Here is a 25,758-nt window from a genome sequence, read left to right as displayed (position 1 = left end):
CTGCGCTGTATCGATTCCAATACACCGTACGCAATCCAATACACTCTTGCCTGATGCGCTCTGTAGCAGCAGCGCAAGCCGCGTCCGGGCTCACCGAGGTGTACTCAACAGACCGCGTTGGCCGCCGACGCGGCTTGCGCCGCGGCTACAGGGGTTGTCGCGGGGAATGGACCAGGGCGGTGCGTAGCGTTTTCGTTACAGCCACTCTGCTGCTGGACGTGGGTCATCTGCCTGAAGGCCTTGAAGTGTGTGGCTTTGAGAAATCTGGCAACCATCTTGCTACGTAACCGCCATTGCTGAACCCCAAATCATTGCGGAGTTTCCATGAGCGAGTTGCGTTTCACCGTCGAACACGAATGGCTACGCCTCGAAGCCGACGGCAGCGTCACAGTCGGCATCACCCCTTTCGCCCAGAACGCCTTGGGCGATGTCGTGTTCGTGCAGTTGCCCGAGCTGGCCCACCACGCGCGCGATGCCGAGGTTTCGGTGCTGGAATCGGTGAAGGCTGCCAGCAGCATCAACATGCCGCTCGACGGCGAGATCGTCGAGGTCAACGCAGCGCTCGATGCCGCCCCGGAACTGGTCAATCAGGACCCGCTGGCACAGGGCTGGTTCTTCCGCTTCATCCCCGATGACCTCGGCCAGGTTCACGCCTTGCTCGACCAGCCCGCCTACGACAACCTGATCGCCGCCCAAGGCTGAGGATCGACCATGACTCGCGCCATTGCACTGCACACCGACAACGAATTCATCGCTCGCCACATCGGCCCCGGCCCTGCCGACGAGCAGGCCATGCTCGATTTTCTCGGCTACGAGAACCTGGACGCGCTGAGCGCCAGCGTCATCCCCGAAAGCATCAAGGGCACTAGTGTGCTTGGTCTGTCTGCCGGGCAGAGCGAAGCCGATGCCTTGGCCGCCATCAAGGCCATTGCCCAGCAGAACCAACTGTTCAAGAACTACATCGGTCAGGGCTATTACAACACCCACACGCCAGCGCCGATTCTGCGCAACCTGCTGGAAAACCCTGCGTGGTACACCGCCTACACGCCGTATCAGCCGGAAATCTCCCAAGGCCGCCTGGAAGCGCTGCTGAACTTCCAGACCTTGATCAGCGACCTGACCGGCTTGCCCATCGCCAATGCCTCGCTGCTCGACGAAGCGACCGCGGCTGCCGAAGCCATGACCTTCTGCAAACGCCTGAGCAAGAACAAGGGCAGCCAGCGCTTCTTCGCCTCCAGCCACTGCCACCCGCAGACCCTGGCCGTACTGATCACCCGCGCCGAGCCCTTGGGTATCGAGGTGGTCATCGGCGACGAGCACGAGCTCGCCGACACCGACGGCTTCTTTGGCGCACTGCTGCAGTACCCCGCCAGCAACGGCGACATTTTCGATTACCGCGAACTGGTCGAGCGCTTCCACACCGGCAACGCTCTGGTGGCGGTGGCCGCGGACCTGCTGGCCTTGACGCTGCTCAGCCCGCCGGGTGAATTCGGTGCCGACGTGGCCATCGGCAGCGCCCAGCGTTTTGGTGTGCCGTTGGGTTTCGGCGGCCCCCATGCGGCGTACTTTTCCACCCGCGACAGCTTCAAGCGTGACATGCCGGGCCGTCTGGTCGGTGTGTCCGTGGACCGCCACGGCAAGAGCGCCCTGCGCCTGGCCATGCAGACCCGCGAGCAGCATATCCGCCGCGAGAAGGCGACCAGCAACATCTGCACGGCGCAGGTCCTGCTGGCCAACATCGCCAGCATGTACGCGGTCTACCACGGCCCGGCCGGCCTGATCCAGATCGCTCGGCGCACCCACCAGCTGACCGCCATCCTGGCGCGCGGCCTGACGCAACTGGGCGTGCGCGTCGAGCAGCAGCACTTCTTCGACACACTCACCCTCGCCACGGGCAACTCCACCGAGCGCCTGCATGAGCAGGCCCGTGCCGCGGGTATCAACTTGCGCGAGGTCGATGCCGAGCGCGTGGGTATCTCGCTGGACGAGACCACCCGCCAGGCCGATGTGGAAGCACTGTTTACGCTGTTCCACAACGAAAGCACCCAGGTGACCTTCCAGACCCTGGCCGACGAAGTCGCCGATCAACTGCCTGAAGCCCTGCTGCGTCAGTCGGCGATCCTGCAACATCCGGTCTTCAACCGCTATCACTCGGAAACCGAGCTGATGCGCTATCTGCGCCGCCTGGCCGACAAGGACCTGGCCCTGGATCGCACCATGATCCCGCTGGGCTCCTGCACCATGAAGCTCAACGCCGCCAGCGAGATGATCCCGGTGACCTGGGCCGAATTCGGCCAGTTGCACCCTTTCGCACCGGCTGCGCAGAGCCAGGGCTATCAACTGCTGACCGATGAGCTGGAGAGCATGCTGTGCGCCGCCACCGGTTACGACTCCGTGTCCCTGCAGCCCAACGCCGGTTCCCAGGGTGAGTACGCCGGGCTGCTGGCCATTCGCGCCTATCACCAGAGCCGTGGCGAAGCGCATCGCGACATCTGCCTGATTCCGTCTTCGGCCCACGGCACCAATCCGGCCACGGCGCACATGGCCGGGATGCGCGTGGTGGTCACCGCCTGCGACGCGCGCGGCAACGTCGACATCGAAGACCTGCGCGCCAAGGCCATCGAGCACAGCGACAAGCTGGCAGCCCTGATGATCACCTACCCGTCCACCCATGGCGTGTTCGAGGAAGGTATCCGCGAGATCTGCGCGATCATCCATGCCCACGGTGGCCAGGTGTACATCGATGGCGCCAACATGAATGCCATGGTGGGCCTGTGCGCGCCGGGCAAGTTCGGCGGCGACGTGTCCCACCTGAACCTGCACAAGACCTTCTGCATTCCCCATGGCGGTGGCGGTCCGGGTGTCGGCCCGATCGGCGTCAAGGCGCACCTGGCTCCGTTCCTGCCCGGCCATGCGGCCCTGGAACGCAAGGAAGGCGCAGTCTGTGCAGCGCCGTTCGGCAGCGCCAGCATCCTGCCGATCACCTGGATGTACATCCGCATGATGGGCGGCGACGGCCTCAAGCGCGCCTCCCAGGTGGCCATCCTCAACGCCAACTACATCGCCCGGCGCCTGGAGCAGCACTACCCGATTCTGTACGCCGGCAGCAACGGCCTGGTGGCTCACGAGTGCATCCTCGACGTGCGTCCGCTCAAGGACAGCAGCGGCATCAGCGTCGACGACGTCGCCAAGCGCCTGATCGACTTCGGCTTCCACGCCCCGACCATGTCGTTCCCGGTGGCGGGCACGTTGATGATCGAGCCGACCGAAAGCGAATCGATGGAAGAACTCGACCGCTTCTGCAACGCCATGATCCAGATCCGCGAAGAAATTCGTGCGGTCGAGGAAGGCCGTCTGGATCGCGACGACAACCCGCTGAAGAATGCGCCGCACACGGCCGCCGAGCTGGTCGGCGAATGGACCCACGCCTACAGTCGTGAACAAGCGGTCTACCCGCTGCCGACCCTGCTGGAAAACAAGTACTGGCCACCCGTTGGCCGAGTCGACAACGTTTTCGGCGACCGCAACTTGGTGTGTGCCTGCCCTTCCATCGAAGCCTATCAGCAAGCGTGATGACGGCGGCGCGCGGCCTTGATTGCCGCGCGCCCTGCTGCGCAAGGAATGACTATGTCCGATACCCCCCTGCAAACAACCCCGCTGCATGCGCTGCACCTGGAACTGGGCGCGCGCATGGTGCCCTTCGCCGGCTACGACATGCCGGTGCAGTACCCACTGGGCGTCATGAAAGAACATCGACACACCCGGGCCCAGGCCGGCCTGTTCGATGTGTCGCACATGGGCCAGATTCGCCTGACCGGCGCCGACGCCGCCAAGGCCCTTGAAACGCTGGTACCGGTGGACATCATCGACCTGCCGGTGGGCATGCAGCGCTATGCGCTGTTCACCAACGAACAGGGCGGCATTCTCGACGACCTGATGGTGGCGAACCTGGGTAACGACACCTTGATGCTGGTCGTCAACGCTGCCTGCAAGGACCAGGACCTGGCCCACCTGCAACAGCATCTGAGCGGCCGTTGCACGATCGAAGCCCTGTTCGATTCACGTGCGCTGCTGGCGCTTCAGGGTCCGGCCGCGGTCACGGTGCTGGCACGTCTGGCCCCGGAAGTCGCGCAGATGACGTTCATGCAATTCGCCAGCGTCAAGCTGCTCGGCGTGGACTGCTACGTGAGTCGCTCGGGCTACACCGGCGAGGACGGTTTCGAGATTTCCGTGCCGAACGCCCAGGCCGAAGCCTTGGCGCGCGCGTTGCTGGCCGAGCCCGAAGTGGAACCCATTGGCCTGGGCGCACGGGATTCGCTGCGACTCGAAGCAGGCCTGTGTCTGTACGGCCATGACATGGACAGCGATACGTCACCGATCGAGGCCAGCTTGCTCTGGGCCATTTCCAAAACGCGCCGCGCCGATGGTGCCCGTGCCGGAGGTTTCCCGGGTGACGAGATCATCTTCGCGCAGCAGCGCGAAGGTGTTGCACGCAAGCGCGTCGGCCTGCTGCCTCAGGAACGCACACCCGTACGCGAGGGTGCTCCCATCCTGAATGCCGAAGGTGTTGAAGTCGGTCGCGTCTGCAGTGGCGGTTTCGGCCCGACCCTGGATGCTCCGGTTGCCATGGGCTATGTGGAGGCCAGCGCAGCGACGCTGGACACCACGCTCAGTGCCATCGTGCGTGGCAAGCCCGTGCCCATGAAAGTTGCAAAGATGCCGTTCGTGCCGCAACGATATTATCGGGGCTGAGTGCAACCTGGCGCATCGATGCACTGTGGCTAACAGCCGCTTCTGGTAGATAAAAACTATGACGCGAAGCTAAAGCGTCATAGTTCCAACACACCTTATTGCACTGTTTCCGTTGTTTTAACTCAATGACGTCAAGTGCATGCACCCTTGTGCACGAACTTGGGGCAACGCCCCGAACAGGGCCTGAAATGCGGCACAAAAAGGTCTGAACGTGACGGTTGCGAGGGCTTGTTTTTCGCGCTGAAGTTAGCGTAAAGTTTCTCCACTGTGTTTGCATGGGTCGCTTGGATCGTGACCTGGGCAGTAGCGCTGATGACTGCTACAACCCGTTCGACGTCTCTTAACTTTCCTGCAAATCAGCCCAGTACTCTTTCATGTGAAAGACGCTGTTAATACTTCTAGGTTTCAAGGAAATTAAGCTATGTCGAATCGTCAAAGCGGTACCGTCAAGTGGTTCAACGACGAAAAAGGTTTCGGTTTCATTACGCCTGAAAGCGGTCCAGACCTGTTCGTTCACTTCCGCGCCATTCAAGGCAACGGCTTCAAGAGCCTGAAGGAAGGCCAAAAGGTCACCTTCGTATCCGTACAGGGCCAGAAAGGCCTGCAGGCTGACGAGGTTCAAGCCGAGGCTTGATTCGAGCGTCGCCCAAAAGCCCCAGCGCTGATAGCCTGGGGCTTTTTTGTGGCCGCTCGACAAGCGCCGACTGCCTCCCCTTCCAAGGATTCTCGATGGCACCCGATGCCGTAAACGCTATACGGCAGCCGACGCCGGCAACCTTGACTCGTCGCCTGGCTGCGGCAGCCTACGATATGATCCTGTTAGTAGCCCTGCTGATGGTCGCCACCGCGCTGTACAAGCTGGGACAAATGCTCTGGTACGGCGAAGCTCACCTGCGCGCCCTGTCCGAGGCAGGCGCCTTGGATCATGACCGATGGCTTTCACTGCTGCTGGCGAGCCTGTCGTTCGCCTTCTTCGCCTGTTTCTGGACCCGTGCCGGGCAGACCCTGGGCATGCAGGCCTGGGGTATCCGCGTGCAAAGTGCCGACGGTAGCCCGCTTGGCCTGGGCCAGGCGGCGCTGCGGTTTGTCCTGGCGATGTTGTCGTGGCTATGCCTGGGGATCGGCTGGTGGTGGATGCTGTTCGATCGACGCCAGCGCACCTGGCACGATCTGGGATCGCGCAGCCAGGTAGTGCGGATGGCCCAACGAAAAACCGGCCACTGAGGGCCGGTTTTCTGCATGGCTGTGCTTGCGCTAACCGGCGCGTCGCAACAGCCAGATCCCTGCCACGGCGCAGATCGCCGCAGGCAGCACCACCGCCAGCAGCGGTGGGAAGCCGAATACCAGGCTCGATGGCCCGAGCAGGTCCTGGGCGATGCGGAACACGAAGCCCACCAGCACGCCGGTGAACACGCGCTGGCCCAGAGTGACCGAGCGCAACGGACCGAAGATGAACGAGATGGCCATCAACACCAGCGCTGCCGTGACCAGCGGTTGCAGGACCTTCACCCAGAACGCCAACCAGTACTGACCGTTGTTCAGCCCTTGATCGGCGAGGTAGTGGATGTAGCCCCACAGACCTGAAATCGACAGCGCTTCGGGCGCGACAATGACCGTGCTGAGCAACTGTGGGGTCAGAGAGACCTCCCAGCGCTCGTCAGCAGCCTTGACCACTTCGCTGCGATCACTGTGAAAGAGCGTGGTGGTGACATCGCTCAACTGCCAATGATCGCCATCGTACTGCGCCTTGCGGGCGAAGCTGGCGCTGAGCATGTGGCGCTGGTCGTCGAAGCGGTAACGGGTGACCCCGTACAGCAGGCCTCGTGGCTGCACCGTGTTGATGTGGATGAATTCGTCACCCTGGCGGTGCCACATGCCGTGCTTGCCGCTCTGCGCATCACCGCTGCCCTGAGCCAGGGAGCGCTCGGCCTGAGCCTTGTCTTCTGCAGGTGGGGCAACGTATTCACCCACCAGCACGCCCACGATCATCAACACCAGCATGGGCTTCATCACCGCCCAGACGATCCGCCCCACCGACACGCCGGCCGCGCGCATGATGGTCAGTTCGCTGCTGCTGGCCAGGCTGCCGAGGCCGATCAGACAGCCGATCAGGGCCGCCATCGGCAGCATGTCGTAGACCCGTCGCGGCGCCGTCAGGGCAACGTACTTGCCGGCATCGACCAAGGTGTAGGTGTCGCTGATGTCGCCCATCTCGTCGATGAAGGCGAACAGCGAGGCCAGCCCGAGGATGATCCCCAGCACGGCCAGAATGGCGACCGCGACGCTCTTGCCGATATAGCGATCGAGCTTAACCATGGGTCACCCCCTTGGCACGGCGGCTGGCACGGGCCAGCTTCATGGGTTCCCAATACATCAACAGCAGGCCGATGGCCAGGAACAGCGCGTGCACCCACCACATGCCGAGGGCTGCGGGCAGCCGGCCTTTTTCCATGGCGCTGCGCGCGGCGATGAGCAGGGTCAGATAGGCCATGTACAGAAGGATCGCCGGTAGCAATTTGAGGAAGCGGCCCTGGCGCGGATTGACCCGCGACAACGGGACTGCCATCAGAGTCACGATGAACACCAGTATGGGCAGCGACAGGCGCCACTGCAGTTCGGCGCGAGGCCGTGGGTCATTGCTGCCCCACAGCTCACCGGTAGGGATGGCTTCGCGATCGGTGATGTCACTGCTCACGTCCGGCTTGGGCAGAAGCACGCCGTAGGTGTCGTACTGGATGGCGCGGTAGTTGGCTTCTCCCGGATTGCCGTCGTAACGGAAGCCGTTTTCCAGGATCAGGTAGCGGTTGCCGTCGGCACGCACTTCCTGGCGGCCCTTCTCGGCCACGAGCACAGAAATGCCACGATCCTTGGACTTGTCCTGGGACATGCGCTTCTCGGAGATGAACACGCCGCTGAGGTCGACGCGGTTTTCCGAGAGGCTCTGGGTATAGGTGACCCGCGTGCCATCGCGCAACGCCTGGAAGCGACCCGGCACCAGGGTGTCGAACTCGGTCATGGCGTCCTGCTGGTTGATGATCGTGGCGACCTGGGCGACGCCTTGCGGGGCGAGGCTCAGGCTCAGCCAGGCCACTAGCAGGGCAACCAGCGCCGCCGGGGCCATGGTGATCGCCAGCAGGCGCTGCTGGCTCATGCCGGTGGCGGACAGCACGGTCATCTCGCTTTCCAGGTACAGGCGCCCGTACGCCAGCAGGATGCCCAGAAACAGGCCCAGCGGCAGGATCAGCTGCAGGAAGCCCGGCAGGCGGAAGCCCATGATCATGAACAGCACGCCGGGGTCGAGGATCCCTGACGCCGCCTGGGCCAGGTACTTGATGAAGCGCCCGCTCATGATGATCACCAGGAGCACCGCACTCACGGCGCTCATTGTGATCATGACCTCACGGGACAGATAACGGAAAACGATCAAACCAGACACTCCAGGGTCGTCGCGCGCAGGCAGCCCGACAGGGGAACGTAGCAGCCAGGACAGGGGCCGGCCCGCAGGAGCGGGCCAGGTAAAAAAGTCGCCGCATTATCCTGTGAAAGGCTGTGCCTGTCACTTAACAGCGGCATTGGATGGACAATTACCACCATGCAAAGGTTGCGAGGGGGCTGGGGCTGGGGTCAAACTGGACGCTTTCGCGCGAACCGTCTTGCGCAAGCATCGACCTAGAATCAGGGGTTCTGGATATGGAATTGGTTGTAAAGAGCGTTGCTGCCGAATCGATTAAAACCGCGACCCTCGTCGTCGCCATCGGCGAAGAGCGCGCACTGGGCGCCATTGCCAGCAAGATCGACGGCCTGAGCGGCGGTTTGATCAGCGCTGCACTCAAGCGTGGCGACATCGTCGGTCGTGCCGGCCAGACCCTGTTGCTGCCGGGCGTGCCTGCACTCAAGGCCGAACGCCTGCTGCTGGTGGGCAGCGGCAAGGACGAAGAACTGGCCGACCGCCCATGGCGCAAGCTGGCCAGCGCTGCCTATGGCGCATTGAAGAACCTGGGCGGCAGCGATGCCGTGTTCGCTTTCGACGAGCTGACCGTCAAGGGCCGTGACGCCTACGGCCGAACCCGCCTGCTGGCAGAGACCCTGATCGATGGCGAATACGTGTTCGATCGCTTCAAGAGCAAGAAGGCCGATCCGCGTGCCTTGCAGAAGATCACCCTGCTGACCGCGAAATCCAGCCAGGCCGACGTCGAGCGCGCCGTGACCCATGCCAAGGCCATCGCCAGCGGCATGAGCTTCACCAAGGACCTGGGCAATCTGCCGCCCAACCTGTGCCATCCCAGCTTCCTGGCCGAAGCCGCCAAGAGCCTGAGCAAGGCGCACAAGAACCTCAAGGTCGAGATCCACGACGAGAAGAAGCTCAAGGAACTGGGCATGGGCGCGTTCCTGGCCGTCGCCCAGGGCAGCGCACAGCCGCCGCGCCTGATCGTGCTCAACTATCAGGGCGCGAAGAAATCCGAGCAGCCGTACGTGCTGGTGGGTAAAGGCATCACCTTCGACACCGGTGGCATCAGCATCAAGCCAGCGGCCGGCATGGACGAGATGAAGTACGACATGTGCGGTGCGGCCAGCGTGTTCGGCACCCTGCGCGCCGTGCTGGAACTGGAACTGCCGATCAACCTGGTGTGCCTGATGGCCTGCGCCGAGAACATGCCCAGTGACCGTGCGACACGCCCTGGCGACATCGTCGAGACCATGAGCGGCCAGACCGTGGAGATCCTCAACACCGACGCCGAAGGCCGTCTGGTGCTGTGCGATGCCCTGACCTACGCCGAGCGTTTCAACCCGCGCGCGGTGATCGACATCGCGACCCTGACCGGCGCCTGTGTCGTCGCTCTGGGCGGCCATACCACCGGCCTGATGAGCAACAACGAAGCCCTGGTCGGCCAGTTGCTGGAAGCGGGCAAGCAGGCGGACGATCGTTGCTGGCAGCTGCCGCTGTTCGAGGAGTACCAGGAGCAACTGGACAGCCCGTTCGCCGACATCGCCAACATCGGTGGGCCGAAGGGCGGTGCCATCACTGCCGGCTGCTTCCTGTCCCGCTTCACCAAAGCCTATGAGTGGGCGCACCTGGACATCGCCGGTACGGCGTGGGTCAGCGGCGGCAAGGACAAGGGCGCCACCGGTCGTCCTGTGCCTCTGCTCACCCAGTACCTGCTGGATCGCGCCGGGGTGTAATGCCTCAAGTCCGCGTCGGTCTTTTCGCGGGCAGAGCCCCGCTCCCACAGGAAGCATGCTTGTGTGGGAGCGGGGCTCTGCCCGCGAAAAGGGCGACGCGGTCTCAAGCACCAGGAACACGCCATGCCCCAAGTCGACTTCTATGTTCTGCCCACGCCCCTGTCCGCCGCACGCCTGGACTTCGCCTGCAAACTGGGCGAAAAAGCCTGGCGCCTGGGCCACCGGGTGTACGTCCATTGCACTGACGCTGCCCAGCGCGAGGCACTGGATGCACGCCTGTGGAGCTTCAAGGGCGAGAGCTTCGTCCCCCACAGCCTGGCAGAGGACGATCCGCACTCGCCCGTTACGTTGGGCATCGCTGCACAGGCGGCGGGCCATGACGACCTGCTGATCAACCTGGCCTTGAGCGTACCGAGCTTTGCCGGGCAGTTCGCCCGTATCGCTGAAATAGTGGTAGAAGACCCTGCTATTCGTCAGGCCGCCCGGGAGAGTTTTCGCTTCTACCGTGAACAAGGCTATCCTCTGCAAGACCACCGCTTATCGCGACTTTGAGCCCACGATGGACAACAACACCAAGCCTTTGCCCAAATCCGTACACCTGCTGGACGACCTCGAATCGATCCGCAAGCTGCTCGGCGATGATACCCTCCAGCCACCGCTGCTGACCGACGCCGTGGTTCGCAGCGAGCCGGATGTGCCGTTACTGTTCGAACTGCACGACGAGCCCGGGGCCGCTGCCGAAGCGCCAGCGGCGGCAACCGTTGCCCCTACCCCCGCGCAGAACCGCCAGGACACCCTGCTGCACCTGGACGCCGAACTGCGCGCCGCCGCTCAGTTGATCATGCAGGATGTGATCGACGATTTCGCGCCGCACATCGAAACGGAAATCAAGCGCCGCCTCGAGGCCCGCATGGAACGGTTGCTGAACCAGCCCTGATCCCCTTCCCCCGCCCTTCGCAGCCACGGGCCGCTCGCCTACCACCGTAGGAGCGGTCATCGGCCGCGAAACAGGCGCTACGGTGAGTCAGCCATACCGAATCGCGCCCATCGCGACCACGGACCGCTCCTGCGCAGCCCGCCTCCCTCCCATAGCCGCCATATCCCCGCTATACTTCCCGGCTTTCTTTGAATAAATGCCTTATAGGGTCCCGCCGCGCATGGATAAGACCTACCAGCCGCACGCTATCGAAACTTCCTGGTACCAGACCTGGGAGGCCGAGAACTACTTCGCCCCGCAAGGTGCCGGCGACTCCTACACCATCATGATTCCGCCGCCGAACGTCACCGGCAGCCTGCATATGGGCCACGGCTTCAACAACGCGATCATGGACGCCCTGATCCGTTTCCGCCGCATGCAGGGTCGCAACACCCTGTGGCAGCCGGGTACCGACCACGCCGGTATCGCCACGCAGATGCTGGTCGAGCGCCAGATCGAAGCCCAGGGTCTGAATCGCCATGACCTGGGCCGGGAAAAATTCCTGGAAAAGATCTGGGAATGGAAAGACCAGTCCGGTGGCAACATCAGCCGCCAGATCCGTCGCCTCGGCTCGTCGGTCGACTGGAGCCGCGAACGTTTCACCATGGATGACGGCCTGTCCGAAGCGGTCAAGGAAGCCTTCGTGCGCCTGCACGAAGACGGCCTGATCTACCGCGGCAAGCGCCTGGTCAACTGGGACACCAAGCTGCACACGGCCATCTCCGACCTGGAAGTGGAAAACCACGATGAAAAGGGTTTCCTCTGGAACCTCAAGTACCCGCTGGCAGATGGCGCGAAAACCGCCGAAGGCAACGACTACCTGATCGTCGCCACCACACGCCCGGAAACCATGCTCGGCGACGCCGCGGTCGCGGTGAACCCGAACGACGAGCGCTACCAAGCATTGATCGGCAAGTTCGTCGAACTGCCCTTGGTAGGCCGCCTCATTCCGATCATCGCCGATGATTATTGCGACCCCGAGTTCGGTACCGGCTGCGTGAAGATCACTCCGGCCCACGATTTCAACGACTACGAAGTCGGCAAGCGGCACAACCTGCCGTTGCTCAACATCTTCGACAAGAATGCCAACGTTCTGCCCAGCGCTCAGGTGTTCAACCTCGACGGCACGCTGAACGACAGCGTCGATGGCACCTTGCCTGGCGAATACGCCGGCCTGGACCGCTTCGAGGCCCGCAAGCAGATCGTCGCCGCGTTCGACGCCGCCGGCCTGCTGGTCAGCGTCGACGACCACGCCTTGAAAGTGCCGAAGGGCGATCGCTCCGGCACCGTCATCGAGCCCTGGCTGACCGACCAGTGGTACGTGTCCACCAAGCCGCTGGCCGAACCTGCCATCGCCGCTGTGGAAGACGGCCGCATCGCCTTCGTGCCCAAGCAGTACGAAAACATGTACTTCTCCTGGATGCGCGATATCCAGGACTGGTGCATCAGCCGCCAGCTCTGGTGGGGCCATCGCATCCCGGCCTGGTACGACGAGTCCGGCAAGGTCTACGTCGGCCGCAGCGAAGCCGAAGTGCGCAGCAAGCACGGCCTGGGCGCCGATGTGGTGCTCAACCAGGACAACGACGTGCTGGACACCTGGTTCAGCTCGGGCCTGTGGACCTTTTCCACCCTGGGCTGGCCGGAGCAGACCGAATTCCTGAAGAAATTCCACAGCACCGACGTGCTGGTCACCGGCTTCGACATCATCTTCTTCTGGGTCGCCCGGATGATCATGTTGACCATGCACCTGGTCAAGGACGAGAACGGTACGCCGCAAGTGCCGTTCAAGACGGTCTACGTGCACGGCCTGGTGCGTGATGGCCAGGGCCAGAAGATGTCCAAGTCCAAGGGCAACGTGCTCGACCCGCTGGACATCATCGACGGTATCGAGCTCGAAGCCCTGGTCGAAAAGCGCACCAGCGGCATGATGCAGCCCAAGCTTGCGAAGAAGATCGAGAAGCAGACTCGCGACGAGTTCGAAGGCGGCATCGCCAGCTACGGCACCGACGCCCTGCGCTTCACCTTCTGCTCGCTGGCGTCCACCGGCCGCGACATCAAGTTCGACATGGGCCGCGTCGAGGGCTATCGCAATTTCTGCAACAAGATCTGGAACGCCGCGCGCTATGTGCTCGACAAGGGCGAGGACTGCGGCCAGAACGGTGAGGCCTACGAGCTCTCGCTCGCCGATCGCTGGATCATCTCGCAGTTGCAGCGTACCGAAGCCGAAGTGACGCGTCATCTGGATCAGTTCCGTTTCGACCTGGCTGCCCAGGCACTCTATGAGTTCATCTGGAACCAGTATTGCGACTGGTACCTGGAGCTGTCCAAGCCGGTGCTGTGGGACGAGAACGCTCCGGTGGAGCGCCAGCGCGGTACCCGTCGCACCCTGGTGCGCGTGCTGGAAGTGGCGTTGCGCCTGGCGCATCCGTTCATGCCGTTCATCACCGAAGAAATCTGGCAGCGCCTGGCGCCGCTCGCCGGTGTGCAGGGCAAGACGATCATGCTGCAGCCTTGGCCGGTGGCCAATGAAAGCCGTATCGACACCGCCGCCGAAGACGATATCGAGTGGCTCAAGGGCCTGATGCTCGGCGTGCGCAACATTCGCGGCGAGATGAACATCGGTCCGGGCAAGCCACTGGCGTTGTTCCTCAAGAACACCGGCAGCCAGGATCAGCGTCGTCTGCAGGAAAACGATGCCTTGCTCAAGAAGCTCGCCAAGCTGGAGTCCATCACCGTGCTGGACGATGACCAGGAAGCGCCTCTGAGCGCTACTGCGCTGGTCGGTGAAATGGAAGTGCTGGTGCCGATGGCCGGGCTGATCGACAAGGACGCCGAACTGGCTCGCCTGGACAAGGAAATCCAGCGGCTGAACGGTGAAGTCGCTCGCGTGGGCGGCAAGCTGTCCAATGCAGCCTTCGTCGACAAGGCACCCCCTGCCGTCATCGACAAAGAGCGCGCCAAACTGGCCGAAGCCGAACAGGCATTGACCAAGCTGGCTGAACAGCACGCGCGGATCGCCAGCCTGTAATCCGTCTGCTGGCCTCTTCGCGGGCAAAGCCCGCTCCCACAGAGCGTTGTGTGGGAGTGAGCTCTGCCCGCGAAGAGGCCCCCGCCCCTACCGGTAACCTCTCCATGTCCACCCCGCCAAAACCCACCCTGCACCCGCGCAATCGCCACCAGGGTCGCTACGATTTCCCGCAATTGATCAAGAGCCATCCGGACCTTGCCCGGTTCGTCATCCTCAACCCGTATGGCAAGCAAAGCATCGACTTCGCCGATCCTGCGGCGGTGAAGGTGTTCAACCGGGCGTTGCTCAGGACCCTCTATGGCATTGAGCACTGGGACATCCCGGACGGCTACCTGTGTCCGCCCATACCCGGACGGGCCGACTATCTGCACTGCCTGGCCGACCTGCTGGCCGAAAGCAACGGCGGCGAGATTCCGCGGGGCGCCGGCGTCAGGGCGCTCGACGTGGGTGTAGGTGCCAACTGCATCTACCCCCTGCTGGGCCACAGTGACTATCGCTGGCAGTTCGTAGGCTCCGACATCGACCCGGTGGCACTGGCCTCGGCCAACACCATCGTGCAGGCCAACAAACTGGGCAAAGCCATTTCCCTGCGCCAGCAGACGCAGCCTCGACAGATTCTCCAGGGACTACTGGGCCGCGAAGAACGATTCGCCGTGACCCTGTGCAATCCACCCTTCCACGCGTCGTTGCAGGAAGCGACCCGCGGCAGCCAGCGCAAATGGCGCGCGCTGGGCAAGGCCGATCCCAAGCGCAAGTTGCCCGTGCTCAACTTTGGCGGTCAGAACAACGAGTTGTGGTGTGAAGGCGGCGAGATTCGCTTCGTGACGCAGTTGATCAACGAAAGCGTGGCCGTGGGACAGCAGGTGTTGTGGTTTTCGACGCTGGTGTCCAAGGCGTCCAACCTGCCGGTCATTCAGGCAGCCCTTGGCAAGGTCAATGCCGTGCAGGTCCGAGTGGTGGAAATGGGCCAAGGCCAGAAGCAAAGCCGCTTCGTCGCCTGGACCTTCCAGGCAGAGCCAGCCGGCAAAAACTGGTTCAGCTGACTGATTCACGGCGCACTGCGGCCCCTGTGGGAGCGGGCTCTGCCCGCGAAGCAGCCACCACGCGTTGCGAGCTTCGCGGGCAGAGCCCGCTCCCACAGATGCTCACAGACCGCGCCTATGGATTTACAGGCACAAAAAAACCGCGCCCGGGTTGACCCGCGGCACGGTTCATCGAGCCGTTACAATTACTTGTTAACGGAATCGGTCAGCACTTTGGCTGGGACGAACTTGACGACTTTCTTGGCAGCGATTTCGATGGCAGCGCCAGTCGAAGGGTTACGGCCAGTGCGGGCAGGACGCTCGGTGATTTTCAGCTTGCCGATACCAGGCAGAGTGATCTCGCTGCCATTTTCCAATTGATCGGCAACGATCTGGCCCAGCTGCTCGATAGCGTTGCGCGCGGTGGTTTTCGGCGCGTCGATAGCTTCAGCGATATCGGCGATCAGTTGGTCTTTGGTTAATGCCATGGTGGTGTACCTTCCCTATCAAATTCAATTGGATTGCAAAGTGCAGCGTAAGTCGGAGCCGGGCGTGCGACGTCCGCCGGGGCTCGCGTTTCGGTCATGCCAATCGCCATTGTAGATACCCAGAATGACGTTTGGTTCGACTCGAAAGCCGCTCTCTGCGGGGCTTCACGGCCTCGTGGGCCGCAAGACCGGGCAAAACTAGCACAGAGCCAAACAAATATCCGCCACTAGCGGCCCTTTTATTCAGCTTTATCATGGGTTTGGCCAAAAAATAGACGATTTCGTCGTTTCAGCGCATGCGCAGGTCACCGGCAATCCGTAAAACCCCTATCTACGTTACACTTCGCCCCTTTGCGGCACGGCCTGCTCCAGCCGCCGTGCCCATCAGTCAGACAAGCCGAGAAGCCCATGCCGATCCGTCACTGCATCGTCCATTTGATCGACAAGAAACCCGACGGCACGCCTGCCGTGCTTCATGCGCGCGACAGCGAGCTGGCCGAGTCCAGCGCCATCGAACATCTGCTTGCCGACCTCAACGAAAGTTACAACGCCAAGCAGGGCAAGGCTTGGGGCTTCTTCCATGCCGAGTCCGGCGCGCACCCGTTCAGCGGCTGGCTCAAGGACTATCTGGACGAGGGCCGCGACTTCACCCAGTTCAGCCGCACGGCCGTCGAGCACCTGCAGAAGCTGATGGAAGAATCCAACCTGTCCACCGGTGGGCATGTGCTGTTCGCGCACTACCAGCAGGGCATGACCGATTACCTGGCCATTGCCTTGCTGCATCACAGTGAAGGCGTGGCCGTGACCTCCGAGCTCGACGTGACCCCGTCGCGGCACCTGGACCTGGGGCAACTGCACCTGGCGGCGCGCATCAACCTGTCGGAGTGGCAGAACAACAAGCAGTCCAAACAGTACATCTCGTTCATCAAGGGCAAGAACGGCAAGAAGGTCTCGGAGTACTTCCGCGACTTCATCGGCTGCCAGGAAGGCGTGGATGGTCCGGGAGAAACGCGGACACTGCTCAAGGCGTTCAGCGACTTCGTCGAGAGCGAGGACCTGCCAGAAGAGTCGGCGCGGGAGAAAACCCAGACGCTGGTGGAGTACGCCACCAGCCAGACCAAGATGGGCGAGCCGGTCACGTTGAAAGAGCTGTCGGGTCTGATCGATGAAGAGCGCCCGCAGGCGTTCTATGACCATATCCGCAACAAGGATTACGGTTTGTCGCCGGAGATTCCGGCCGACAAGCGCACCCTCAACCAGTTTCGTCGCTTCACCGGGCGGGCCGAGGGGCTGTCGATCAGCTTCGAGGCGCATCTGCTGGGCTCGAAGATCGAGTATGACGAGGAAGCCGGTACCTTGATCATCAAGGGCCTGCCGTCGCAACTGACCGACCAGCTCAAACGGCGCAAGGATTGACGGAATGCGCCGTATGAGTGGTCACTGGCCGCGAAGCGGGTGCTGAGGGGTGTCAATCGAACCGCAGCGTGGCCTTCGCGGGCAGAGCCCGCTCCCACAATCGGCGGGGAAGCAGGCGGTGTGGGGTGTCCGGCTTGACGTCGCCGCTACGGTTTTGTGATCGCAAAACCCACTCGCGGAAAATGCACATGCACCACGCCGGCGCGCGCGTCTTCACGCCGGATGATCAATTCCTCAGCCCCGGCAAACAACAACTCGCCCTGCACGGGGTCGACACCATAGTCCACGGCCGAGATGCTCACCTGGTCGCCCGCCTTGAACCCGTTGGGGTCCTCGAACGTTTCATCGGGCAAGTCTGCCGGAGTGGCCGCTTTGGCAATCGCCAGGGCCTCGTCGGCAGTCAGCTCGCTGTAGGTGCCGTGGCCAAAACCCAGTACGCGACCCAGCCAGGCGTGGATGGCAGGGTAGGCATCCACCAGCGGTGCGGTGACCGGCGTGCCCTTGAGAAACCACAATAGGTGGGCCATGGAGAAATCAGCCAGGGTAGGTTCGCCAAACAGGTACTCACCCTCTGCGTTCTGCAGTTGCTGTTCCAGGCGCGCCATGAACGTCGGCCACTGATGCTTGGCCTGCTCCACCGGCAGACGCGTGGCAGTGCCGCCCTGGAACAGCGCCATGCGGTCGGCGATGAAGGCCTTGGCGGCGTCTTCGGGCAGACGCGACAGGCGGGCGCTGATGGACTCGGGCTGGAACACCAGGCTGACGGCATGCTGGAACAGCACCGAATCGGCCCAGGCGGCGAAAGTGGCCACGGTGAGCTCCTGGCCAAGGGGCAGCAGCGCCGGCAAGGCTTTCTCCTGCTCCAGCCGTCGAGCGATCAGGGCGGTGTCGCAATAAACATCGGCCCCGACCTGCAGCACTGGCGTCTTGCGATAGCCACCGGTCAGCGCTGTCAGATCAGGCTTGGGCATGATCGGCGAGATCAGCACCGAGCGCCACGCGAGCCCTTTGAAGCCGAGCATCAAACGGGCCTTTTCGGCGAACGGCGAGGTCGGATAGTGATGCAGGATCAACTCGGACATATCGGCTCCAGCAGCGGATGGGAAAGCCCACAGCTTACTCGCCCTCGCGCAGACCACATACCCCTGTAAAAGCGACGCATGCGGTATACCTGAATGAACGCATAACCCCGAACGCGGCTCGCAATCCCTGTAGCAGCGGCGCAAGCCGCGTCGGCGGTGCATGCGGTGTGCCTGAATGAACGCGATGAAGCCGGACGCGGCTCGCGCCGCTGCTACAGGGGAACGCGATCTCCGTAGCAGCGGCGCAAGCCGCGTCGGCGGTGCATGCGGTATGCCTGAACGAACGCGATGAAGCCGGACGCGGCTCGCGCCGCTGCTACAGGGGAACGCGATCTCCGTAGCAGCGGCGCAAGCCGCGTCGGCGGTGCATGCGGTATGCCTGAACGAACGCGATGAAGCCGGACGCGGCTCGCGCCGCTGCTACAGGGGAACGCGATCTCCGTAGCAGCGGCGCAAGCCGCGTCGGCGGTGCATGCGGTGTGCCTGAATGAACGCGATGAAGCCGGACGCGGCTCGCGCCGCTACAGGGGGGTGAAGGAGGCTACGAGGTGTTCCTTGGCGGGCTTGCGCAAGCGTTTGATCAGCCGCTCGTGGCGCAAGGCTTCGCTTTTGCTTGGCCATGCTTCCACGTAAACCAACGCCACTGCCGGGCTGGACAGGAAGAACCGCGCGCCCTTCCCACTCTGGTGCTTGGCGAAACGGCGCTGCGGATCGTCACTGATGCCGCAGTAAAGCGAGCCATTCGCCGCGCGCACCAGGTAGACATACCAGGGCTTGGCTGGCGTGGCAGCGGTCATCGATTCAACAGCGCCTGTGTGCAAGCAATATCACTCCACCTTCGTCGCCATAGCCTGCACATGCAGCGTGCGCCCGGCCCCCATGCCCGCGGCCGTGGCGGCGACGCCGATGAAGGCGAACACCCAACCCACTGCGCCCCACCCACCCGTCATGTCGTGCACCAGACCGACCGCGAAAGGCCCCATCGACGCGATGGTGTAGCCCACGCCCTGGGCCATGCTCGACAGATTGGCCGCCACATGGGCATCGCGCGAGCGCAGTACGATCAAAGTCAGTGCCAGCGCGAACACCCCGCCCTGGCCCAACCCCAAGACAATCGCCCAGCCCCACATCCCGCCCAGCGGTGCGTAAAGCAGGCCGAACAACCCAGCCAGGCTCAGCGCCATCACCGCGAGAATCGGCAGGCGCTGATCACGGCCGCGGGTGGCCAGCCATGGCACGGTCAAGGCGCTGGGCAACTGCACGATGATCGAGAATGACATGACCAGACCCGCTTGCGCAGCCGATAACCCGCGCCCGATCAGGATCGACGGCAACCAGCCGAAGACGATGTACGCCAGCGACGACTGCAACCCCATGAACAACGTGACCTGCCACGCGAGCGGATCACGAAACAGCCCGGTCACGCGATAGCGAGCACGCTGGACACCATGCTTCTGCCGCGTCTGCGGCCACCAGAACACCGCAGCCAGCAACGCCGGCACCATCCAGAACGCCAGACCGATGCGCCAGCTGTCATCGAAATACTGGCTCAGTGGCACGCTGGAACCGGCCGCCAATGCCGCTCCGAGGCACAACGCCATGGTGTAGACGCCGGTCATCGTGCCGGCCTGTCGGGCGAAGTCGCGCTTGACGATGCCAGGCAGCAGCACGCCGATGATTCCGATACTGCCACCGGCCACCAGGCTGCCGATGAACAAGCCCCAGATGCCCAACTGACTGCGCAAAGCGATGCCGGCCGCCAGCACGAGCAACACGCCAAGGACCACACGCTCGCTGTCGAAACGCCGAGCCAGCAAAGGTGCCAGCGGCGCGAAAAGGCCCAGGCACAGAACCGGGAGCGTGGTCAGCAGACCGGCCGTCGAGCCGCTCAGGCCGAGGGTGGCAGAGACCTGCGCAAGCAACGGCGCCATGCTCGACAGGGCCGGACGCAGGTTGAGCGCCACCAGTACCAGTCCAAGGATCAGCAACCAGGGTTTATGCAGCGGCGTGACGATATCGCGACTCGCGGGGGTACAGTTGGCAGTAGGCATAAAAGTCCAGAAACGAAAGTGCGGACCATTGCCAGGACGGGAATGCCTGGTGGTCTCTTGGATACGGCTTTGAACGAGGAAGCGTAGAGCCTATTGCCAGCAATGGCAAATACCTGGCTGGCAGTGTGCCCTTCAGACCGCAGTGCGCCCTTCGCGGGCAGAGCCCGCTCCCACAGGTATCCGGGCAACCCGTAGGAGCGGTCATCGGCCGCGAAGCAGGCGCTGTGGTATGTCAGGTGAACCGCAGTGCGCCCTTCGCGGGCAGAGCCCGCTCCCATAACAGGGCTCCACAACAGGGTCCCACAACAGGCGCGGATCCCCTGTGGGAGCGGGCTCTGCCCGCGAAGCAGGCGCTGCGGTGCAGCAGACCTGAAACGAAAAAACCCGGGCACAGGCCCGGGCTTTTCGTTTGCTGCAAACGGTGATCAGTGCAGGATCTGGCTCAAGAACATCCGCGTCCGGTCACTCTGCGGGTTGTCGAAGAAGTCGTTCGGTGCGGCCTGCTCGACGATCTCCCCCTTGTCCATGAAGATCACCCGGTTCGCCACGGTGCGGGCGAAGCCCATTTCGTGAGTCACGCAGAGCATGGTCATGCCATCCTCGGCCAGGCCGATCATGGTGTCGAGCACTTCCTTGACCATTTCCGGGTCGAGCGCCGAAGTCGGTTCGTCGAACAGCATGATCTTGGGCTTCATGCACAGCGCCCGCGCAATGGCCACACGCTGCTGCTGACCACCGGACAACTGACCCGGAAACTTGTGCGCCTGCTCCGGAATGCGTACGCGCTCCAGGTAATGCATGGCGATTTCCTCGGCCTGGCGCTTGGGCATCTTGCGCACCCACATCGGCGCCAGCGTGCAGTTCTGCAGGATGGTCAGGTGCGGGAACAGGTTGAAGTGCTGAAACACCATGCCCACTTCGCGACGTACCGTTTCGATCTGCTTGAGATCGTTGGTCAGCTCCACGCCGTCGACGATGATGGTGCCCTGCTGATGCTCTTCCAGCCGGTTCAGGCAGCGAATGGTGGTCGACTTGCCCGAACCCGAAGGCCCGCACAACACGATACGCTCGCCTTGGGTCACGTTCAGGTTGATGTCCTTTAGCACGTGGAACTGGCCGTACCACTTGTTCACGCCTTGCATCTGGATGATGCCCGGAGCGCCGGCCGGTTTCTTGATCGCTTCACTCATGATTAAGCTCCTAACGCTTGTGGCCAGTGTCCAGCTTGCGCTCCAGGTGCATGGAGTAGCGGGACATACCGAAACAGAAGATCCAGAACACCAAGGCCGCGAACACGTAGCCCTCGGTCGCCATGCCCAGCCACGCCGGGTCGGCTGCCGCCTGCTTGACGCTGTTGAGCAGGTCGAACAGGCCGATGATGATCACCAGGCTGGTGTCCTTGAACAATGCAATGAAGGTGTTGACGATGCCCGGAATGACCATCTTCAGGGCCTGCGGCAGGATCACCAGACCCATGCTGCGCCAGTAGCCCAGCGCCATGGCCGAAGCCGCCTCGTACTGCCCCTTGGGAATGGCCTGCATACCACCGCGCACCACTTCGGCGACATAGGCCGACTGGAACAGGATCACGCCGATCAGCGCACGCAGCAGCTTGTCGAAGTTCATGCCTTCAGGCAGGAACAGCGGCAGCATCACCGAGGACATGAACAGCACGGTGATCAACGGCACGCCGCGCCAGAACTCGATAAAGGTCACGCAGACTACCTTCACCGCCGGCATTTTCGAGCGACGGCCCAGGGCCAGCAGAATCCCCAACGGCAAGGCACCGGCAATGCCGACAGTGGCGATCACCAGGGTGAGCATCAGACCGCCCCACTGGCTGGTGGCCACGTTAGGCATGCCGAACGCCCCGCCGTGCAGCAGGAAGTAGGCGATGATCGGGTACAGCACCAGGAAACCGATGCCGTAGACGGCTTTGCGCTTGAATCGCGAGATGAACAGCGGCGCCACACCCAGGACCGCCAGCCAGACGGTCAGGTCGACGCGCCAGCGCAGCTCGGGTGGGTAATAGCCGTACATGAACTGGCCGAAACGTTGCTGGATGAACACCCAGCAGGCGCCTTCCTTGGTGCAGTCGGCACGGGTGGTGCCGACCCAGTTCGCGTCGAAGATCGACCAGCTCAACAACGGCGGTACGATCAGCCAGATCAGGTACAGCGACAACAGCGTCAGCAGGGTGTTGAGCCAGCTGGAAAACAGGTTCTGGCGCATCCACGCGACCGGGCCGAACACTTTGCTCGGTGGTGGCTGGTCGGGTTTGAAAATATGGGTCGTCATGCGCTCATCCTCACCGTTCGATCAGCGCAATGCGCTTGTTGTACCAGTTCATCAGCAGGGAAATGCTGATACTGATCGCCAGGTACACGCTCATGGTGATGGCAATGACTTCGATCGCCTGCCCCGTCTGGTTGAGCACGGTACCGGCGAACAGCGAAACCATTTCCGGGTAACCGATACCGGCAGCCAGCGACGAGTTCTTCGCCAGGTTCAGGTATTGGCTGGTCAGTGGCGGAATGATCACGCGCAGGGCCTGCGGGATGATCACCTTGCGCAGGGTCGGGCCGTTGCGCAGCCCCAGGGAATGCGCCGCTTCGGTCTGGCCGTGGCTCACCGACTTGATGCCCGAACGCACGATCTCGGCGATGAACGCCGCGGTGTACACGGTCAGGGCCAGGGTCAGGGCCAGCAGTTCCGGGATCAATACCCAGCCACCGACGAAGTTGAAGCCCTTGAGCTCGGGTTTTTCCCAATGCACAGGAGCGCCGAAGATCAGCGAGCACAGGGCCGGCACGACGATCAGAATCGCCAGGCCCACCCAGAACTTGTGGAACGGCTCGCCGGTGGCTTCGAAGCGCTTGGTGGCCCATTTGGACATCAGCACGATGCCGACGATGGCCAGGATGACGCTGATCACGAACGGCCAGAAGCCCGGTGCAGCAAGGGCAGCCGGCATGTTCAGGCCGCGGCTGCTGACGTAGAAGCTGTCCATGAAGCCATGGGCGGCGCGCGGCCCAGGCAGCGTCAGAAACACCGCGAAGTACCAGAACAGGATCTGCAGCAGCGGCGGGATATTGCGGAATACCTCGATATAGATCGTCGCCAGCTTGTTGATCATGAAGTTGGGCGACAGCCGAGCCACACCGATCACGAAACCCAGCAGGGTTGCCAGGATGATGCCGATGATCGACACCAGCAGGGTGTTGAGCAGGCCGATCACGAACACGCGCGCGTAGCTGTCCGATTCGGTGTAGTCGATCAGGTGTTGGGCAATGCCGAAGCCGGCACTGCGTTCAAGAAAGTCGAAACCGGAAGTGATGCCCCGGTGTTGCAGGTTGGTCTGTGTATTGTTGAACAGAAACCAGCCCAAACCGACCACCGCCACAATGGTGATGATCTGGAAAAGCCACGCACGCACACGTGGATCAGTCAGGGACAGGCCCTGCTTGGGTGCGCCGATTTGATTTTGCATGGAAAGCCCCAGAGGAAAGGGAGAACAGCGCCTGACGGCAACGTGCCGTCAGGCGCAGGGCCGATCAGCGTACGGGTGGTGCGTACTGGATACCGCCAGCGTTCCACAGAGCGTTCTGGCCACGGTCGATCTTCAGCGGGGTGTTCGCGCCCAGGTTGCGCTCGAACATTTCACCGTAGTTGCCGACCTGCTTGACGATCTGTACCACCCAGTCCTTCGGCAGTTTCAGGTCCTTGCCGTATTCGCCATCGGCGCCCAGCAGACGAGCCACGTCCGGGTTCTTGGTCGACTTGGCTTCGGCTTCGACGTTCTTCGAGGTCACGCCCGCTTCTTCGGCGTTGAGCTGAGCGAACAGGGTCCACTTGACGATTGCCAGCCAGTCTTCATCGCCACGGCGTACCACTGGGCCCAAAGGCTCCTTGGAAATGGTTTCCGGCAGCACGATATAGTCGTTCGGTGCGGCCAGCTTGCTGCGCTGGGCGAACAGCTGCGACTTGTCGGAGGTCAGTACGTCGCAACGGCCGCCTTCCAGGGACTTGGCGCTTTCGTCGGAAGTGTCGAATGTGATTGGGGTGTACTTCAGGCCATTGCCGCGGAAGTAGTCGGACACGTTCAGTTCGGTGGTGGTACCGGCCTGGATGCAGATGGTTGCACCGTCCAGTTCCTTGGCGCTCTTCACGCCCAGCTTGTTGTTCACCAGGAAGCCGATGCCGTCGTAGTAGGTCACGCCGGCGAAGACCATGCCCATGCCCGCATCGCGGGAGCTGGTCCAGGTGGTGTTGCGCGACAGGATGTCGATTTCACCGGACTGCAACGCGGTGAAACGCTCCTTGGCGTTCAGCTGGCTGAACTTGACCTTGGTGGCGTCGCCGAACACGGCGGCAGCGACGGCACGGCAGACGTCGGCGTCGATACCAACGATCTTGCCCGAAGCATCAGGAACGGAGAAACCCGGCAGGCCGTCGGAGACGCCGCACTGTACGAAACCTTTCTTCTGGATGGCGTCCAGAGTGGCACCCGCCTGAGCGAAGCTGCTCACGCCCAGAACGGTCGCAGCGGTCAGTACAGCCAGGGTGGATTTCAACATCTTCATTCAAAACCTCCAGTTGCTCTTGTTGTGTCCGAGCTTGAATTGCGCTGCACCTAAATGAGGCGGTATCGACCCGTGTCGGCTAGTTGTTGGGTCAAGCATCAATCGCAATACAAGTGATGAACCCGAGTGGCCAGATGGCGCGACCGGGATATGCAACGCTTGCCCCCGCTCCCCGCAAGGTCCGACGCAGTGGCCTGCGGCGTCTTTCGCGATCATCGACCGATTCTGCTACAACCCTGATGGACTGCTCTGCGTCAGTTCCGAAGGGCTCTATAGTGTTACCGCCGATGAGGATGCTGGTATTACGCCAGTTACATAGCAAGCCTCGTACCAGAGTGAATCCGGAAAGCGTTTAAGTGCACGTCAATAGAAAAACTTGTAGCCTTGCGACATCTTCTTCAGAGATCGCACCATCGCGCCCCGTCGCACTGCACTCAAACAGAGCGGGCGCCCCACAACGGAGCAACCATGACTGATCCCTTGATCATCGAACCGAACCACACCGCCGACGCCTGTGTCATCTGGCTGCACGGCCTGGGCGCAGATAGATATGACTTCCTGCCGGTAGCAGAAGCCCTGCAGCAACGCCTGCACAGCACGCGCTTCGTACTGCCCCAGGCGCCGACCCGCGCGGTCACCATCAATGGCGGCTACGCCATGCCCAGCTGGTACAACATCATTGCCATGAGTCCGGCACGGGCGATTGACCAGGGTCAGCTGGAAGCGTCTGCGCAGATGCTTTGCGGCCTGATCGAGGAGCAGCAGGCGAGCGGGATCGCGCCGGAGCGAATCTTCATCGCCGGGTTTTCCCAAGGTGGCGCGGTGATCCTGCACACGGCCTACATCACCTGGACAGGACCGTTGGGCGGGGTGCTGGCGCTGTCGACCTATGCGCCGACCTTCGACGAAAAAGTCGAATTGGCCGCGAGCCAGCAGCGCACCCCGGCACTCTGCCTGCATGGGCAGAACGACGAGGTGGTGATCAATGCCATGGGTCGCAGTGCCTATGAATACCTCAAAGGCTGGGGCGTGGACGCAGCGTGGCGGGAATACCCCATGGGTCACCAAGTGTTACCGCAAGAGATCGCGGACATCGGCGACTGGTTGGCGCAGCGGTTGCACTGACCCCAGGCAGGCCATTCACGGGCCAAAGACCGCTTCTACGGAACCCGTGTAGGA

General features: G+C 62.6%; 22 protein-coding genes. 12 read left to right on the top strand and 10 right to left on the bottom strand.

Annotated features, from left to right (window positions below):
- Positions 1-324: 324 nt before the first annotated feature.
- The 5 genes from gcvH to BLV18_RS03340 all read left to right on the top strand — a co-directional run bounded on the left by gcvH (position 325) and on the right by BLV18_RS03340 (position 5,976).
- Positions 325-702, top strand: coding sequence for a glycine cleavage system protein GcvH (gene gcvH / locus BLV18_RS03360; protein WP_090356341.1), 378 nt, complete (start codon positions 325-327; stop codon positions 700-702).
- Between the two features lie 9 nt (positions 703-711).
- Positions 712-3,573, top strand: coding sequence for an aminomethyl-transferring glycine dehydrogenase (gene gcvP / locus BLV18_RS03355; protein WP_090356339.1), 2,862 nt, complete (start codon positions 712-714; stop codon positions 3,571-3,573).
- Positions 3,574-3,627: 54 nt separating this feature from the next.
- Entirely contained in the window at positions 3,628-4,752 is a 1,125-nt protein-coding gene (gene gcvT, locus BLV18_RS03350; protein ID WP_090356337.1) for a glycine cleavage system aminomethyltransferase GcvT, read from the top strand.
- Positions 4,753-5,173: 421 nt separating this feature from the next.
- Entirely contained in the window at positions 5,174-5,386 is a 213-nt protein-coding gene (locus tag BLV18_RS03345; protein WP_049861833.1) for a cold-shock protein, read from the top strand.
- A 95-nt stretch (positions 5,387-5,481) separates the two neighbouring features.
- Complete coding sequence (locus BLV18_RS03340) at positions 5,482-5,976, top strand: RDD family protein (RefSeq protein WP_090356336.1); 495 nt, start codon at positions 5,482-5,484, stop codon at positions 5,974-5,976.
- Positions 5,977-6,006: 30 nt separating this feature from the next.
- Here the strand turns inward: BLV18_RS03340 and lptG are convergent, their stop codons facing one another.
- Positions 6,007-7,068: an LPS export ABC transporter permease LptG gene (gene lptG, locus BLV18_RS03335; protein ID WP_090356335.1), complete on the bottom strand. Its 1,062-nt coding sequence runs from the start codon at positions 7,066-7,068 to the stop codon at positions 6,007-6,009.
- The gene (gene lptF / locus BLV18_RS03330; RefSeq protein ID WP_090356332.1) at positions 7,061-8,179 is read right to left on the bottom strand and encodes an LPS export ABC transporter permease LptF; all 1,119 of its coding nucleotides are present in this window, start codon (positions 8,177-8,179) and stop codon (positions 7,061-7,063) included. The genes lptG and lptF overlap by 8 nt, the downstream gene beginning before the upstream one ends.
- A gap of 263 nt (positions 8,180-8,442) precedes the next feature.
- Here lptF and BLV18_RS03325 point away from each other — a divergent pair, with 263 nt between their 5' ends.
- The 5 genes from BLV18_RS03325 (at position 8,443) to rlmF (ending at position 14,980) form a co-directional block, all read left to right on the top strand.
- Positions 8,443-9,933 (top strand): leucyl aminopeptidase, encoded by a 1,491-nt coding sequence (locus BLV18_RS03325; RefSeq protein WP_090356330.1) that lies wholly within the window; start codon positions 8,443-8,445, stop codon positions 9,931-9,933.
- A 123-nt stretch (positions 9,934-10,056) separates the two neighbouring features.
- Entirely contained in the window at positions 10,057-10,485 is a 429-nt protein-coding gene (locus tag BLV18_RS03320; protein WP_090356327.1) for a DNA polymerase III subunit chi, read from the top strand.
- Between the two features lie 7 nt (positions 10,486-10,492).
- A complete protein-coding gene (locus tag BLV18_RS03315; RefSeq protein ID WP_056844947.1) occupies positions 10,493-10,870 on the top strand; it encodes a hypothetical protein in 378 nt (125 codons plus the stop codon).
- 220 nt (positions 10,871-11,090) lie between these two features.
- Entirely contained in the window at positions 11,091-13,937 is a 2,847-nt protein-coding gene (locus BLV18_RS03310) for a valine--tRNA ligase (protein ID WP_090356324.1), read from the top strand.
- Between the two features lie 104 nt (positions 13,938-14,041).
- The gene (gene rlmF, locus BLV18_RS03305; protein WP_090356322.1) at positions 14,042-14,980 is read left to right on the top strand and encodes a 23S rRNA (adenine(1618)-N(6))-methyltransferase RlmF; all 939 of its coding nucleotides are present in this window, start codon (positions 14,042-14,044) and stop codon (positions 14,978-14,980) included.
- A gap of 185 nt (positions 14,981-15,165) precedes the next feature.
- Here rlmF and BLV18_RS03300 read toward each other — a convergent pair whose 3' ends face one another.
- Positions 15,166-15,447: an HU family DNA-binding protein gene (locus BLV18_RS03300; RefSeq protein WP_043186365.1), complete on the bottom strand. Its 282-nt coding sequence runs from the start codon at positions 15,445-15,447 to the stop codon at positions 15,166-15,168.
- A 408-nt stretch (positions 15,448-15,855) separates the two neighbouring features.
- Between BLV18_RS03300 and yejK the strand changes: the two genes are divergently transcribed.
- Positions 15,856-16,863: a nucleoid-associated protein YejK gene (gene yejK / locus BLV18_RS03295; RefSeq protein ID WP_049861824.1), complete on the top strand. Its 1,008-nt coding sequence runs from the start codon at positions 15,856-15,858 to the stop codon at positions 16,861-16,863.
- 146 nt (positions 16,864-17,009) lie between these two features.
- Here the strand turns inward: yejK and BLV18_RS03290 are convergent, their stop codons facing one another.
- From BLV18_RS03290 to BLV18_RS03260, 7 genes are all read right to left on the bottom strand, one after another.
- A complete protein-coding gene (locus BLV18_RS03290) occupies positions 17,010-17,945 on the bottom strand; it encodes a glutathione S-transferase family protein (RefSeq protein WP_090356321.1) in 936 nt (311 codons plus the stop codon).
- 521 nt (positions 17,946-18,466) lie between these two features.
- A complete protein-coding gene (locus BLV18_RS03285) occupies positions 18,467-18,742 on the bottom strand; it encodes a GIY-YIG nuclease family protein (protein ID WP_090356319.1) in 276 nt (91 codons plus the stop codon).
- A 30-nt stretch (positions 18,743-18,772) separates the two neighbouring features.
- On the bottom strand, positions 18,773-19,996 hold the full coding sequence (locus tag BLV18_RS03280) for an MFS transporter (RefSeq protein ID WP_090356318.1): 1,224 nt from the start codon (positions 19,994-19,996) through the stop codon (positions 18,773-18,775).
- Between the two features lie 425 nt (positions 19,997-20,421).
- The gene (locus BLV18_RS03275) at positions 20,422-21,186 is read right to left on the bottom strand and encodes an amino acid ABC transporter ATP-binding protein (RefSeq protein ID WP_056844941.1); all 765 of its coding nucleotides are present in this window, start codon (positions 21,184-21,186) and stop codon (positions 20,422-20,424) included.
- Between the two features lie 10 nt (positions 21,187-21,196).
- Positions 21,197-22,294, bottom strand: a complete 1,098-nt coding sequence (locus BLV18_RS03270) for an amino acid ABC transporter permease (protein ID WP_090356317.1) — start codon at positions 22,292-22,294, stop codon at positions 21,197-21,199.
- Between the two features lie 10 nt (positions 22,295-22,304).
- Positions 22,305-23,486: an amino acid ABC transporter permease gene (locus tag BLV18_RS03265; RefSeq protein ID WP_090356315.1), complete on the bottom strand. Its 1,182-nt coding sequence runs from the start codon at positions 23,484-23,486 to the stop codon at positions 22,305-22,307.
- 64 nt (positions 23,487-23,550) lie between these two features.
- On the bottom strand, positions 23,551-24,579 hold the full coding sequence (locus BLV18_RS03260; protein WP_049861817.1) for an amino acid ABC transporter substrate-binding protein: 1,029 nt from the start codon (positions 24,577-24,579) through the stop codon (positions 23,551-23,553).
- 468 nt (positions 24,580-25,047) lie between these two features.
- Between BLV18_RS03260 and BLV18_RS03255 the strand changes: the two genes are divergently transcribed.
- Positions 25,048-25,704, top strand: a complete 657-nt coding sequence (locus BLV18_RS03255; protein WP_090356313.1) for an alpha/beta hydrolase — start codon at positions 25,048-25,050, stop codon at positions 25,702-25,704.
- Positions 25,705-25,758 lie beyond the last annotated feature (54 nt).

It is taken from the genome of Pseudomonas coleopterorum (genome assembly GCF_900105555.1).
GTDB lineage: Bacteria > Pseudomonadota > Gammaproteobacteria > Pseudomonadales > Pseudomonadaceae > Aquipseudomonas > Aquipseudomonas coleopterorum.
Note: the sequence above shows the minus strand (reverse complement) of the source record. Positions and strands in the feature narration are given on the sequence as shown.

What these genes read in the sequence shown, in the direction of transcription:
- BLV18_RS03345 (WP_049861833.1), top strand. Translation starts at nt 5,174, where the DNA reads ATGTCGAATCGTCAAAGCGGTACCGTCAAGTGGTTCAACGACGAAAAA.
- rlmF (WP_090356322.1), top strand. Translation starts at nt 14,042, where the DNA reads ATGTCCACCCCGCCAAAACCCACCCTGCACCCGCGCAATCGCCACCAG.
- lptG (WP_090356335.1), bottom strand. Translation starts at nt 7,068, where the DNA reads ATGGTTAAGCTCGATCGCTATATCGGCAAGAGCGTCGCGGTCGCCATT.
- BLV18_RS03310 (WP_090356324.1), top strand. Translation starts at nt 11,091, where the DNA reads ATGGATAAGACCTACCAGCCGCACGCTATCGAAACTTCCTGGTACCAG.
- BLV18_RS03340 (WP_090356336.1), top strand. Translation starts at nt 5,482, where the DNA reads ATGGCACCCGATGCCGTAAACGCTATACGGCAGCCGACGCCGGCAACC.
- BLV18_RS03280 (WP_090356318.1), bottom strand. Translation starts at nt 19,996, where the DNA reads ATGCCTACTGCCAACTGTACCCCCGCGAGTCGCGATATCGTCACGCCG.
- BLV18_RS03315 (WP_056844947.1), top strand. Translation starts at nt 10,493, where the DNA reads ATGGACAACAACACCAAGCCTTTGCCCAAATCCGTACACCTGCTGGAC.
- BLV18_RS03300 (WP_043186365.1), bottom strand. Translation starts at nt 15,447, where the DNA reads ATGGCATTAACCAAAGACCAACTGATCGCCGATATCGCTGAAGCTATC.
- BLV18_RS03260 (WP_049861817.1), bottom strand. Translation starts at nt 24,579, where the DNA reads ATGAAGATGTTGAAATCCACCCTGGCTGTACTGACCGCTGCGACCGTT.
- BLV18_RS03270 (WP_090356317.1), bottom strand. Translation starts at nt 22,294, where the DNA reads ATGACGACCCATATTTTCAAACCCGACCAGCCACCACCGAGCAAAGTG.
- gcvH (WP_090356341.1), top strand. Translation starts at nt 325, where the DNA reads ATGAGCGAGTTGCGTTTCACCGTCGAACACGAATGGCTACGCCTCGAA.
- BLV18_RS03325 (WP_090356330.1), top strand. Translation starts at nt 8,443, where the DNA reads ATGGAATTGGTTGTAAAGAGCGTTGCTGCCGAATCGATTAAAACCGCG.
- yejK (WP_049861824.1), top strand. Translation starts at nt 15,856, where the DNA reads ATGCCGATCCGTCACTGCATCGTCCATTTGATCGACAAGAAACCCGAC.
- BLV18_RS03275 (WP_056844941.1), bottom strand. Translation starts at nt 21,186, where the DNA reads ATGAGTGAAGCGATCAAGAAACCGGCCGGCGCTCCGGGCATCATCCAG.
- BLV18_RS03320 (WP_090356327.1), top strand. Translation starts at nt 10,057, where the DNA reads ATGCCCCAAGTCGACTTCTATGTTCTGCCCACGCCCCTGTCCGCCGCA.
- gcvP (WP_090356339.1), top strand. Translation starts at nt 712, where the DNA reads ATGACTCGCGCCATTGCACTGCACACCGACAACGAATTCATCGCTCGC.
- BLV18_RS03290 (WP_090356321.1), bottom strand. Translation starts at nt 17,945, where the DNA reads ATGTCCGAGTTGATCCTGCATCACTATCCGACCTCGCCGTTCGCCGAA.
- BLV18_RS03285 (WP_090356319.1), bottom strand. Translation starts at nt 18,742, where the DNA reads ATGACCGCTGCCACGCCAGCCAAGCCCTGGTATGTCTACCTGGTGCGC.
- BLV18_RS03265 (WP_090356315.1), bottom strand. Translation starts at nt 23,486, where the DNA reads ATGCAAAATCAAATCGGCGCACCCAAGCAGGGCCTGTCCCTGACTGAT.
- BLV18_RS03255 (WP_090356313.1), top strand. Translation starts at nt 25,048, where the DNA reads ATGACTGATCCCTTGATCATCGAACCGAACCACACCGCCGACGCCTGT.
- gcvT (WP_090356337.1), top strand. Translation starts at nt 3,628, where the DNA reads ATGTCCGATACCCCCCTGCAAACAACCCCGCTGCATGCGCTGCACCTG.